The 12,979-nt window shown below is 59.2% G+C and carries 11 protein-coding genes; 6 read left to right on the top strand and 5 right to left on the bottom strand.

Going from position 1 to position 12,979, the window contains the following annotated elements:
- Window positions 1-212 precede the first annotated feature (212 nt).
- Window positions 213-2,297: an O-antigen ligase family protein gene (locus AC3WTO_RS04070; protein ID WP_492459397.1), complete on the top strand. Its 2,085-nt coding sequence runs from the start codon at window positions 213-215 to the stop codon at window positions 2,295-2,297.
- 91 nt (window positions 2,298-2,388) lie between these two features.
- Here the strand turns inward: AC3WTO_RS04070 and hupB are convergent, their stop codons facing one another.
- The 4 genes from hupB to clpP form a co-directional block, all read right to left on the bottom strand.
- Entirely contained in the window at window positions 2,389-2,661 is a 273-nt protein-coding gene (gene hupB / locus AC3WTO_RS04065; RefSeq protein WP_129410362.1) for a DNA-binding protein HupB, read from the bottom strand.
- 297 nt (window positions 2,662-2,958) lie between these two features.
- Window positions 2,959-5,367, bottom strand: coding sequence for an endopeptidase La (gene lon, locus AC3WTO_RS04060; RefSeq protein WP_492459396.1), 2,409 nt, complete (start codon window positions 5,365-5,367; stop codon window positions 2,959-2,961).
- 270 nt (window positions 5,368-5,637) lie between these two features.
- The gene (clpX, locus tag AC3WTO_RS04055) at window positions 5,638-6,912 is read right to left on the bottom strand and encodes an ATP-dependent Clp protease ATP-binding subunit ClpX (RefSeq protein WP_492459395.1); all 1,275 of its coding nucleotides are present in this window, start codon (window positions 6,910-6,912) and stop codon (window positions 5,638-5,640) included.
- 303 nt (window positions 6,913-7,215) lie between these two features.
- Window positions 7,216-7,845, bottom strand: coding sequence for an ATP-dependent Clp endopeptidase proteolytic subunit ClpP (clpP, locus tag AC3WTO_RS04050; RefSeq protein WP_448114207.1), 630 nt, complete (start codon window positions 7,843-7,845; stop codon window positions 7,216-7,218).
- Window positions 7,846-8,084: 239 nt separating this feature from the next.
- Between clpP and AC3WTO_RS04045 the strand changes: the two genes are divergently transcribed.
- A complete protein-coding gene (locus AC3WTO_RS04045; RefSeq protein WP_492459394.1) occupies window positions 8,085-8,675 on the top strand; it encodes a hypothetical protein in 591 nt (196 codons plus the stop codon).
- Window positions 8,676-8,745: 70 nt separating this feature from the next.
- Here AC3WTO_RS04045 and AC3WTO_RS04040 read toward each other — a convergent pair whose 3' ends face one another.
- The gene (locus AC3WTO_RS04040; RefSeq protein ID WP_492459393.1) at window positions 8,746-9,435 is read right to left on the bottom strand and encodes a DUF4336 domain-containing protein; all 690 of its coding nucleotides are present in this window, start codon (window positions 9,433-9,435) and stop codon (window positions 8,746-8,748) included.
- A gap of 51 nt (window positions 9,436-9,486) precedes the next feature.
- On the opposite strand from AC3WTO_RS04040, the gene AC3WTO_RS04035 reads away from it, so the two are divergent.
- From AC3WTO_RS04035 to AC3WTO_RS04020, 4 genes are all read left to right on the top strand, one after another.
- The gene (locus AC3WTO_RS04035) at window positions 9,487-10,062 is read left to right on the top strand and encodes a TetR/AcrR family transcriptional regulator (RefSeq protein ID WP_492459392.1); all 576 of its coding nucleotides are present in this window, start codon (window positions 9,487-9,489) and stop codon (window positions 10,060-10,062) included.
- A gap of 308 nt (window positions 10,063-10,370) precedes the next feature.
- Window positions 10,371-11,126: an SDR family oxidoreductase gene (locus AC3WTO_RS04030; RefSeq protein ID WP_492459391.1), complete on the top strand. Its 756-nt coding sequence runs from the start codon at window positions 10,371-10,373 to the stop codon at window positions 11,124-11,126.
- 259 nt (window positions 11,127-11,385) lie between these two features.
- Window positions 11,386-11,712: a barstar family protein gene (locus AC3WTO_RS04025; RefSeq protein WP_492459390.1), complete on the top strand. Its 327-nt coding sequence runs from the start codon at window positions 11,386-11,388 to the stop codon at window positions 11,710-11,712.
- Window positions 11,713-11,722: 10 nt separating this feature from the next.
- Entirely contained in the window at window positions 11,723-12,970 is a 1,248-nt protein-coding gene (locus tag AC3WTO_RS04020; protein WP_492459389.1) for a cytochrome P450, read from the top strand.
- Window positions 12,971-12,979 lie beyond the last annotated feature (9 nt).

Here is a 12,979-nt window from a genome sequence, read left to right as displayed (position 1 = left end):
CTTTGGTTGCCTGCCAGGGAACAGTTCGTTTTCGCAACACGACGTCCTGAGATGGAGCGACTGTGGACCACAGCACAGTGGGCGCAAAAAGTCGGTATAATTATCAACGCTTCCAAAATCTCTACGATTTAATGGCTAGCGTTGCCGCGCTGGCCAAGGCAGTGATTCTGCTTATAAAGCGTGCATCACAACCGAAACATTAGAACGGCAATATGGATCTCCCTGTCTTCGCCATCAATCTCGACACCGAGGTCGACCGCTGGGAAGAATTGGCGGGCAACGCCAGCGCTGCGGGACTTTCCCTGCGCCGCATTGCGGCCGTCGATGGCCGGGGGCTGCCGGTCGAAAACTGGAGTGGTGTAGACTTAGCAACTGCGAGGGCACGAAGCGGTCGAGAGATCCTGCCCACGGAGTATGCCTGCTACCAGAGCCATCTGACAGCGTTGCGGACCTTCCTGGCCGAAGATGCTCCATATGGGCTGATCATCGAGGACGACGTCGCCTTCAACGAGGATACGTTGGGCCGGATCGAAGCCATCATAGCTGCAGTCCCTGATTTCGATGCCATCAAGCTCACCACCCACAGGACCGGACTGTTTATTCGAGCCGTCACGACGTCGCAGGGTGATGAAATCGGACGGGCCCTCCATGGCCCCCAGGGATCCGCTGCCGCGTATCTTGTGACGCGCCAAGGCGCGCAGAAGCTGATCGCACAACTCGCTACGATGAATCTGCCGTGGGATATCGCCCTGGAACGGTTCTGGGATTCCGGGCTCGAAGTCTATTCCACCCGAAAGAACGTGCTGAGCTTTACCTCTCGCAGCGCCGTGTCAAGCATTGCAGGGCCGTCAGGAAGCTACAAAGGCGCCAGGTTTTCCTGGTGGAAACGGCTGGGAACTGCCTCTTTCCGCGCAAAGGATCAGTTTAGACGCCTCCATCACGTCTTTCTGCGTCCGCCATTGGACAGCGAAGTCGTGGACTTTGCGGCGTCCAGACAACCTCTGTTGTGGCAGATCCTTGCGACAATTCTCGTGTTGGCTTTTGTCTCATCAGTCTGGCGAGAGGCTGACACCTATCGCTACGCCGGCATCCTGCTTTTTCTGGCGGGCATTTTCCGTTGGCTGGGCAAGGATCTCTGGACGTACGGCAAACCGTTGATCGGTGGCGTCGGATATCTCTGTTTCGGCTGGACGTTCTATGTGTTCGCCCGCCTTGCCGTCGTCTATTTCACAAGCGGTCAGCTCGGTTCATCCGAAGGCATCTATTTGTTTCCGGCGCTTTATGCGACGACCGGCTTCGCGCTGCTGGCCTATGTCAGGCGGCCTGCGGTCGTTGCAACCTGTTTCTTGGCAGTCAGCCTCGCGTTTCTCGCTGTCGGCACGGACTACGCGGCCCTGTTACAAGGTTCCCAGCCCGGTCCCGGACTGTTCAACAATACCATCCACGCAGCCGTCGCGGCAGGCTTCATCTTTCTGTGCGCGGTGCAATTTGCGGTCTACACGAGTCAAAGAAACGATATCCCGACAACAAGAAAATTCCTTTGGGAATTGCTCGCCGTTGCGGTGATGCTCTTTACGGTCGCCAACATTGTCGTCCTGCGCTCGAAAGGCGTCTGGTTCGCTCTCGCTGTTTCGATTGTTTTGCTCGTGCTGTTAACCTTGGCTCGTGGCGACAGCCGTCAACGGCTGGTTGGTGCCGGCGTAATGGCTTTGATCGTTGCTGGAGTTTTCTTCTCTTACGGCATTTTGTCGGTGACTGCGGGTGACACTGTAGCCTTCGTCAAAACACTCATATCCGATGTCGCCAGCAACGGTGTTGGAAGCGCTCTCAAACATGCCATTGATAGCGATCTAACGCCGGCTTCGGCCAAAGAACGTGTCATGCTTTGGGCCGACGCACTCGATATATGGAAGCGCTATCCGGTTTTCGGCCCAAGCTCCGCCTGGCTTACTGAATGGCAGAACCGAACTTATCGCGGTGCAATCTACGACGTCTTCCATAATGGCTATCTCGAAATCGCTGTGCGCTACGGCATCGTTGGCCTGGCGTTCTTCGCATTCCTCTTCGTCTGGGCAGCAAGACAGGTGCAGCAGGCTGCGCGGACGAAGCTGATCGAACCGGCTGCGTGGCATTGTTACATCTCGACGCTGGTTTTCTTCGCCATCACACTGCTGAGCAATTCCAACAACCGTCTGGCGATCGGCGAAGCCTATATGTGGTTTGCAGCGGCGTTCGGCTTCTACTGCTTCTACCTGCGTCAGCGTGCCAAGCAGGTGCAGCCGCAAACATATTTCTGATCTGGGTCTCATGCGCCATGCCCTGCACTCGGGCAACAAAAAAGCCGGGCACTAGGCCCGGCTTTTCGCAGTTCTGAACAAACAGCGCGCCTTAGTTGACGGCGTCCTTCAGGCCCTTGCCGGCCGTGAACTTCGGCACCGTGCGGGCCGGGATCTTCACTTCGGCACCGGTCTGCGGGTTACGGCCGGTCGAGGCAGCGCGCTTCGAAACCGAGAAATTGCCGAAGCCCACCAGACGGACATCGCCACCCTTCTTCAACTCGCCGGTGATAACGGCAAACACCGCATCCACCGCCGACTGCGCGTCACCCTTCGAGATCTTCGCGGCATCGGCGACAGCGGACACCAGTTCGTTCTTGTTCATCAAAATTCCCTTCCATGAGAAAACCGGAACTTGCGACTCATCCGGCAGGGATTGGACTTTAGAAAGAAGCGTTCCGACAACCAAGCCAAAAGACCGACAAAAGAACGAAAAAAGCCCGGAAAACCGGGCTTTTTCAACAAAAAAGCCGGGCTCAGGGCCCAGCTTTTCGTTTGTGCATTGCACTCTTAGCCGATGGTCATGCACCAAGCCAAAAATCGAACTCGATTCTCGGCAAGGACAAGCTGCAGCCGAACAGCCGCAGAGTATCCCCGGCACGCGCCGAAAGCCACGCTGCACCTAGTGGGCAAGCGACTTTCCGGCGTCGTCAACATCGGCATTTGCCGGTGTGCTGACGGGCTCCACCCACTCGATCGGTTCAGGCATCCTGACCAGCGCGTGCCGCAGCACCTCGCCGACACGGGAGACCGGAATGATCTCCATTCCGTTCTTCACGTTGTCCGGAATCTCTGCCAGATCCTTGGCGTTGTCTTCCGGGATCAGCACCTTCTTGATGCCACCACGCAGTGCCGCGAGCAGCTTCTCCTTCAGGCCGCCGATCGGCAAGATGCGACCGCGAAGCGTGATCTCGCCAGTCATCGCCACATCGGCCCGAACCGGAATGCCGGTCAGGATCGATACGATGGCGGTGGCCATGGCGGCGCCCGCAGACGGACCGTCCTTCGGCGTAGCACCCTCAGGCAGGTGCACGTGGATGTCGCGCTTGTCGAACAACGGCGGCTCGACGCCGAAATCGAGCGCCCTGGAGCGGACATAAGATGCCGCCGCCGAGATCGATTCCTTCATGACGTCGCGCAGGTTGCCGGTCACTGTCATCTTGCCTTTGCCGGGCATCATGACGCCTTCCACGGTCAGCAACTCGCCGCCAACCTCGGTCCAGGCCAGGCCGGTAACGACACCGACCTGATCGTCAGCCTCCGCACGACCGAAGCGATAGCGCTCGACGCCGAGATAGTCAGCCAGATTGGCTGCCGTGATCTTCACAGACTTCTTCTTGGTCTTGAGGATCTCGGTCACAGCCTTACGGCCAAGCTTCATCAGCTCGCGCTCCAGGCTACGAACACCTGCTTCGCGGGTGTAGGTCTGGATGACAGCGCGGATGGCGTCTTCGGAAACCGAAAACTCCTTCGGCTGCAGCGCGTGATCACGCACCACCTTCGGCAGCAGGTGCCGCTTGGCGATCTCGATCTTCTCGTCCTCGGTGTAACCGGCGATACGGATGATCTCCATGCGATCCATCAGGGGCGCAGGGATGTTCAGCGTATTGGCCGTCGTCACGAACATCACGCTCGAGAGGTCGTATTCGACCTCCAGATAGTGGTCCATGAACGTAGCGTTCTGTTCCGGATCGAGCACTTCGAGCAGCGCAGACGACGGATCACCGCGGAAGTCCTGGCCCATCTTGTCGATCTCGTCGAGCAGGAAGAGCGGGTTAGACTTCTTTGCCTTCTTCATCGACTGGATGACCTTGCCGGGCATCGAGCCAATGTAAGTACGACGGTGGCCACGGATCTCCGCTTCGTCACGCACGCCGCCCAGCGCCATGCGGATGAACTCGCGTCCAGTCGCCTTGGCGATCGACTTGCCGAGCGATGTCTTGCCAACGCCGGGAGGTCCGACGAGGCACAGGATAGGCCCTTTCAGCTTCTTCTGGCGGCTCTGCACGGCGAGATACTCGACGATGCGGTCCTTGACCTTATCGAGGCCGTAATGGTCGGTATCGAGCACGTCCTGCGCGAAGTTCAGGTCCTGCTTGACCTTGGAGTTCTTGCCCCACGGGATCGACAGTATCCAATCGAGATAGTTGCGCACGACCGTGGCCTCGGCGGACATCGGCGACATGGTGCGCAGCTTCTTCAGCTCCGCCTCAGCCTTCTCACGAGCCTCCTTGGTCAGCTTGGTCTTCTTGATGCGTGCCTCGATCTCGGCAGCTTCGTCACGACCGTCTTCACCTTCGCCGAGCTCCTTCTGGATCGCCTTCATCTGCTCGTTGAGGTAGTACTCGCGCTGCGTCTTCTCCATCTGGCGCTTGACGCGCGAGCGGATGCGCTTCTCCACCTGCAGGACGGAGATTTCGGCTTCCATAAAGCCCATCGCCTTCTCGAGACGCTCCTTGACGGAAAGCGTAGCGAGCATCTCCTGCTTCTCAGGGATCTTGATGGCGAGATGCGAGGCAACCGTGTCGGCGAGCTTGGAATAGTCGTCGATCTGGCTGGCCGCGCCAACCACTTCAGGCGAGATCTTCTTGTTCAGCTTGACGTAGTTCTCGAAGTCCGAGACCACGGAACGTGCCAGTGCCTCAACCTCGACCTCTTCCTCTTCCGGCTCAGCCAGAACACCGGCCTTGGCCTCATGATAGTCGGTGCGGTCGGTAAAGGTCACGATCTTGGCGCGCGCGACGCCCTCAACCAGCACCTTCACGGTGCCATCGGGAAGCTTCAGAAGCTGCAAGACATTGGCGAGGGTACCGATGTCGTAAATCGCATCGGGCTCGGGATCGTCATCGGCGGCATTCATCTGCGTGGCAAGCAGAATCTGCTTTTCCTGGCCCATCACCTCTTCGAGAGCCTTGATCGATTTTTCACGCCCAACGAAGAGCGGTACGATCATGTGTGGGAACACCACGATGTCGCGAAGCGGGAGAACTGCAAAGGCGCCGTCACCGGTAGCCTTGGATATTTTGGCCATTGTCCAACCTTTCCTTCGCGATCGCCTTTGGCCAATCGCGAATCTCATATTAACGACCGCGGACCATTCCGCCTACCACCGATTGTGACGGGAGTTTTGCAGCACAGAATTCGGCCCGTGGCCTTCGCTTGTTAAGTGGATAAGACACCGGCAAAGATCAAGGTCCATCTTCACCTGCCTTTAGTGCTAGGCAGCGCCGTCTGCGGTGTCCTTGTCCGCGAAATGAAAACGGCGCCAAACGGCGCCGTTTCGACCTTGGGAAAAACAACGTCAGGCGCTGACGTTGCCCTTCTTTTCCTTCTGCTCGGAATAGATGTAGAGCGGCCGGGCGTTGCCCGAAACGACCTCTTCCGAAATCACGACTTCGCGAACGCCCTCAAGAGCCGGCAACTCGAACATGGTGTCGAGCAGGATGGCTTCCATGATCGAACGCAGACCACGTGCGCCGGTCTTGCGCTCGATGGCGCGCTTGGCGATCGCCGACAGCGCATTCTCGTGGAAAGTCAGATCCACACTCTCCATTTCGAACAGGCGCTGGTATTGCTTGACCAAAGCGTTCTTCGGCTCGGTCAGGATCTGGATCAGCGCCGGCTCGTCGAGATCCTCGAGCGTCGCCAGAACCGGCAGACGACCGACGAATTCGGGGATCAGGCCGAATTTCAGCAAATCCTCGGGCTCGACCTGGCGGAACAGATCGCCGGTGCGGCGCTCTTCCGGAGAAGCCACGGTCGCACCAAAGCCGATCGAGGTCTTGCGGCCACGGTCAGAGATGATCTTGTCGAGCCCCGCAAACGCACCGCCGCAGATGAACAGGATGTTGGCGGTATCGACCTGCAGGAACTCCTGCTGCGGATGCTTGCGGCCGCCCTGCGGCGGCACGGAAGCGACCGTACCTTCCATGATCTTCAGCAGTGCCTGCTGGACGCCCTCGCCCGACACGTCGCGGGTGATCGAGGGGTTATCCGACTTGCGGCTGATCTTGTCGATCTCGTCGATGTAGACGATGCCGCGCTGGGCACGCTCGACATTGTAATCGGCCGACTGCAGCAGCTTCAGGATGATGTTCTCGACGTCCTCGCCGACATAGCCGGCTTCGGTCAGCGTCGTGGCATCGGCCATGGTGAAGGGCACATCGATGATGCGGGCGAGCGTCTGGGCAAGCAACGTCTTGCCGCAGCCGGTCGGACCGATCAGCAGGATGTTCGACTTTGCCAATTCGACGTCGTTGTTCTTGCCGGCGTGCGCGAGGCGCTTGTAGTGGTTGTGGACCGCCACCGACAGCACGCGCTTGGCATAAGGCTGGCCGATGACATAGTCATCCAGCACTTTCAGGATTTCCTGAGGTGTCGGCACGCCTTCGCGCGACTTCACCATCGAGGTCTTGTTCTCCTCGCGGATGATGTCCATGCACAATTCGACGCATTCGTCGCAGATGAACACCGTCGGTCCGGCGATCAGCTTGCGCACCTCGTGCTGGCTCTTGCCACAGAAGGAGCAATACAGGGTGTTCTTGGAGTCACCGCCGCTGTTGCTGACCTTACTCATCGTCCCAGTCCTTTCATGGGCACCCGCCGATGGTTTGGCTTTGGCACACCTACATATCTATCGCGGGAATCCGCGCCGGCCAGTGGTCTGGCTCCTGCAACGCATTCCGTACGAAACACAAATCAGAAAACGTGGCAATGATTCCTGCAGCCCCACGGAAAGCTAAGCCGCCGAAAATCAACATAGCCTTAACGTAGGCAATCGTCTTCGTCGAGGAAACAGCCAATTGTGGCTGAAATGCCGCAAACCACACCAAAAGCGTGGCCTGCCGCCGACAACTGACAATTTTAGCGGGACCGAGGATCAGCTGGCAGCCGTTTCCACCGGGTCGCGGCTCTCGATGACCTTGTCGATGAGACCGAAGTCTCTGGCCTCGTCGGCAGTCATGAAATGGTCGCGGTCCAGTGTCTTTTCAATGGTCTCATAGTCCTTGCCGGTGTGCTTGACATAGACTTCGTTCAGACGGCGCTTCAGCTTGATGATGTCCTGTGCGTGGCGCTCGATGTCGGAAGCTTGGCCCTGGAAGCCGCCCGACGGCTGGTGCACCATGATGCGGGCATTCGGCGTGGCAAAGCGCATGTCCTTGTGACCGGCGCAGAGCAGCAGCGAGCCCATCGAGGCGGCCTGGCCGATGCAGAGCGTCGAGACTGCCGGCTTGATGAACTGCATGGTGTCGTAGATCGCCATACCGGAGGTCACCACGCCGCCAGGCGAATTGATGTAGAGGTTGATTTCCTTCTTCGGGTTCTCGGCTTCCAGGAAAAGCAGCTGCGCGCAGACCAGCGTCGCCATGCCGTCCTCGACCGGGCCGGTGATGAAGATGATGCGCTCCTTCAGGAGACGCGAAAAGATGTCGTAAGCCCGTTCACCGCGATTGGTCTGTTCGACCACCATCGGAACGAGGTTCATGTAGGTTTCGATGGGGCTCTTCATAAATGGTCCCTTGCCTGAATGGGATTTCCGCGCCGAATGGCCGGAATCGATGCTGACGGTCGTTTCCGTAGATAGGATGCCGGCTCACCCTAGCGCAAGACCGGGCCGCCTAGCCATCCGGCCAGCGCAATTTATGGCTTTGGCGCCGTTAACGAATTTTAAAGAATTCACTTTCCCGCGGGTCGCTGTCCGCTAGAGTTGCAGCGAGCGGCGTCAGTTCGCGTAAAAAGGGGTGGCATATGTTGAAGAAGCAGCTTTCGCTGGCCGTGTCCGCGCTCATCATGCTCGGCACAGCCTCGGAAACAGTGGCCGGCGGCCGTGCAGTCGAATGTTACGAGCCGTACCGGACCCGTCCAGTCTATGACACGATCTATGGGGAAGAACAGGTCAGCCCAGGCTACAGCCGGGTGGTCAGGACGCCTCCGATCTACGGAACGCGCCAGCGCGCGGTAGTGGTTCGTCCTGCGCGCGTCACCTATGAGGTGATCCCCGCCGTGGTCGACACCCGCTACCGCACCGTGCAGGTCTCAGATGGCGGCTATGGCTGGGAATGGCGCTGGATCAACGGCCGCCGCGTGCTGTGCAAGATCAAATACCAGCCGCGCTATGAGCGCGTGGCCGAAACCGTCGTGATTCAGCCGGAAGCGCGCCGCCGGATCGTTATCCCAGCGGAATATGGCTATGAGACCGAGCAGGTTGTCATCCAGCCGGGCTCCGAGCGCGTGCTGGAGGTGCCACCGACCTATCGGCAAGTCGCGCGCCGCGTGATGGTCTCCGAAGGCCAGACCGGCTGGCGCAGGGTGCACATTCCGCGCCACTGCCAGTACTAGGCAGGCTGCTCGCCAGCAAAGCCGGGGCATTTGCTCCGGCTTTGCCCGATGGCCGAGCGAATGGCCGTGTTCAAAGCAGCCAGCGGAACGCGCGGCGCAGGAATGCTTGTCCATCCTGCGTTATCGGATCGCCATGAGCCATCAACACGTTGCCCGCAGGCCAAGCCAGGATTTTCTTAATTGAGGTACGAGCCGCTTGCCTGTCGGTGAATGCGATCCGAAACTTGCGCGGCACGGACACCTCGGCCCCGGTCATCAGATCAAGTCGCGCCACGACCGCGCGCCAGCCCGAGAACCAGCCGGGTTTGAAGTGCTGAATCAGATCGCAGAAAAGAACGGTGCGGCTCGCCAGGTGAAAAAACACGACTTCGGTGGTGATGAGATTTCCGCCCATGACGACCTGCTTCACATCCGTGTTCCAGGCCGACTGGCCGATCTCGGCGAGGTCTCCATCAAACGGGATATCCGGTAGCTTCTCGCGCAACCCCGGTGGGGCACAAGTCTTCGCTTGTGGAAAGGCGCGCTGCCAGTCAGCAAGAAACAGATGATGCAGCGAATTGGGCGGGACGAGATAACCCACTTCTCCCAACGCGCTGACCGCGGCATGCAATTCAGCCGTAAGGGCAATCGGCGACCAGACGAACAACGGCCCTCCAGAAAGACGAATGACAGCCATGCGCGTCGGATAGTGAAAACCGGCCGCGGCTGTTACGGTCGAGCCATCGGCAAGCCAGATTTCGGGCCCGAACTGCATCAGCATGGAAAGCCACCGAATATTTACAGATGAGTAAATTTACACATATGTATAAAAATGCCAAGTTTGAAACGCACTGAGCGATCCAGGAATCTGATCCTTGATGCCGCTGATGCGGCGTTTCAAGAATTCGGTTTTGAAAACACCTCCGTCGAGGACATCGCCGAGCGGGCCGGACTGACCCGCAAGACGGTCTACAATCTGTTCGGCTCAAAGGAGGACATTGCCCTCAAACTCATCGCTCGCGTCGAAGCGAACGACGCCGGCTACCGCGAGCTGATCGCGCGCAACACCAATGTCATCGAACTGCTGGAACTCGTCCTTTCGGACAGCGCAAGCTGGTGCATGGCCAACCCGTCGCTGGCACGCCTGGCGCTTGCGCCTTCTATACGACCTTCCCTGGAGCCACCGTCCGAACAGGCGTCCTTTCAGGGTCTCGTCCGGGATATCCTTGCCTTAGGCCAGCGGCAGGGCCTGGTTCGCCGGGACGAGGATGCTAACTACATGGCGTTGGTCCTGCTTGGCATCTATGGCCAGGCGATGCTGAATTCCCTGGCGGGAGCAGCGTTGGATCACAGTCAGATACGCCGTCTTATCCGTATCGTTGTCGAGGGTATCGGCGAACGGTCGTAAGCCCGCATCGGGTGTGCCCAGCGCATGCTTGACGGCCACGCGCGGCTGCGATAGCCGTCTACCCGCAGTTGCCTGGATGGCTCTGCCGTAGGCGTTACCGTCATCCAACGCGCCCTTTCGAGAAGGTCCCGGCTGGGAAATCTCGATCACGAAGGCGCAACGGTATGTCCCAATTTCCAACTCGATCGCGTTTGGCTCGCTCGACAGGTGCTCCGGCAAGCATGCTCTTGCCGCGTTGCTTGTTGTCCAGCGGTGCTGCCAGGACCACCGTCCGCCTTTCTCAGCAACGACCTGAAAGGCAAAAGCTCATGAAAATGACTGGCAACACTATCCTCATCACCGGCGGAACCAGCGGCATCGGCCGCGCGTTTGCCGAAGCTTTCCATACCAGAGGCAACTGCGTGATCATTACAGGACGACGGCAGTCGCTGCTTGACGAAGTCACGGCCGGGCGACCCGGCCTGTTCGGGATGCTCCTCGATGTTACCGACGCCGCCTTCCTGGCTCGGCTCCGCGCCGAGTTAGGCGAGCGCTTTCCCGAATTTAACGTGCTGATCGCCAATGCCGGTATTTCGCGGCCAGAAAACATGACCGCACACGACTGGAGTGTGTTGGATGCCGAGGCAATTGTGGAAACCAACATACTTGGCGTGCTGCGCACCGCGGCGGCATTCCTGCCGCTCCTGAAAGGACAGCCGAATGCGACGATCATGGCCACCAGTTCAAACCTGGCTTTTGTGCCGCGCGCCGACTTTCCGGCCTATTGTGCAAGCAAGGCCTTCCTTCATTCCTGGCTGCAATCGCTGCGGCATCAGCTTCGCAACGTTCCCGTCGAAGTGCTTGAGCTTGCCCCGCCCTATGTGCAAACTGAGCTCACTGGCGTTCAGCAAGCAACCGATCCACGGGCCATGGCTGTCCATGCTTATGTCTCCGAGGTGATGCATCTGCTTGAACTGGGGGAGCACGCCAGAGGCGAAGTCCTCGTCGAACGCGATCGCTCCCGGCGCTGGGCCGAACGCGATGGCAGCTACGAGACCACCTTTGCAGCCATGAACCCTGCTTGAGGTCCGCCGGCGGGGAGCGCTCTCCCGCGACCGCGAAAGAAGTCGGGTCATTGGCCCGGCTTTTTTCTGTCAACTGAAGCCGGAGTCGCGGCACCCTTCCTGCTGGGTGGTTATCTTACGGCGCTTTTGGGGCTTGTCCTGCTGGCCGCGCGGCACCGCATCGGCCAGCGCGGCTTGAAATGAGGCAGGAAGTCGATTTACCGACCGGGCTCGATCTGTTCAGGTCGAAGTCCTATCGGCCCACATCCGGGAGGGTTTCTTGTATCGCCGCGTGCGCATCGACTGTTCCAATGTCACCGATCTGCATGGAGTTTTTGCAGAAGCCTTTGGATTCCCAGACTTTTATGGCCACAACTGGGATGCCTGGATCGATTGCATGTCCCATCTGGACGAACCGGATGCTGGCCTTTCAACCATCCATGTGGAAAAAGGCGGCATCGTCGTCATTCAGCTGGAGCAGGCTGAAGCGCTCAAACGCAGCCGGCCTGATCTGCTCATTGCCCTGTGCGAAAGTACTGCGTTCGTGAATTGGCGCCGCATCGAGGCGAGCTCCGGCCCGATCCTCTGCCTTTCCTTTGCAATCTGAGACCCAACATATGCCGACCAAGCCAGCCTATCTCTCCTTCGACCCGGCCAGCCGGCACGTCAGTCTCGATCCGCACGAGCCGGCTTTCGTCCAGGATCCCTATGAGGCCTACGCCTGGCTGCATGCCAACAGCCCGGCATTCTTCTGGAAGGAATTCGGCTTCTGGTGCCTGGGCGGCTACGACACGGTCAACGGTCTGCTCCGCGACCGCCGCTTTGGCCGGCAGAACCCCGCTGGCATTCCGGACAGCCGTGGCCTCGACCAGGATCGCAGCCATCTGTCGGCCTTCGACGCGATCGAAGCCAACTCCATGCTCGAACTGGAACCGCCAGTGCACACCCGGCTGCGCACACTGGTCAACCGCGCTTTTGTCTCGCGCCAGGTGGAACGACTGCGGCCGCGCGTGGAAGCGCTCGCAAACGAACTGATCGATCGTTTCGAGCCAGGCATGCCGGTGGACCTCTTGCCTGCCTATGCTGCGCCGCTTCCAATCACCATCATCGCTGAAATGCTCGGCGTGCCTGTCGAAATGGGGCCGCGACTGCTCGACTGGTCGCATCAGATGGTGGCGATGTACATGCATGGCCGTACCCGCGAGACCGAGGATACTGCCAACCGCGCTTCGCGCGAATTCGCTGATTTCCTGCGCGGCTATGTTGCCGAACGGCGCAAGCAGCCAGGCGAAGACCTGCTTTCCCTGCTCATCTCCGCCCAGGAAGATGGCCAGAAGCTGACCGAAGATGAACTGGTTTCCTCGACTATCCTGTTGCTCAACGCGGGACATGAGGCAACGGTCCATCAGACCGGCAATGCCGTGCGCTCGATCCTTGCCCAAGGCGGTGATGCGCGCCGCTTCTTCACCTCACCGGAGGCGACCGCCGCCACGGTCGAGGAATGCCTGCGCTACGACGCTCCCCTCCACATGTTCACACGCTACGCCTATCAGGAGATCGAGATCGTCCCAGGAGTGACGATCAAGCCGAAGGAACAGGTCGGCCTCCTTCTCGGTATGGCCAACCGTGACCCTTCCACCTTTGCCGGAGCTGATCTCTTCGTCCCGGAGCGCAGCGACCAGAAGAATGTCTCATTCGGCGCCGGCATCCATTTCTGCATCGGCGCACCCTTGGCCAGGCTGGAGTTGCAGGTCTCACTGAAAACGCTGTTCGAACGCCTGCCGACCCTGCACTTCGCGGAAGAACCGCAGTTCCGAGATACCTATCATTTTCACGGACTGGAAAGGCTCGGAGTCAGGGCCTGACTGAGCCTT

This window comes from Mesorhizobium sp. EU05-FHT14A09 (assembly GCF_058790995.1).
This window is presented reverse-complemented; position numbering and strand designations above follow the sequence as displayed.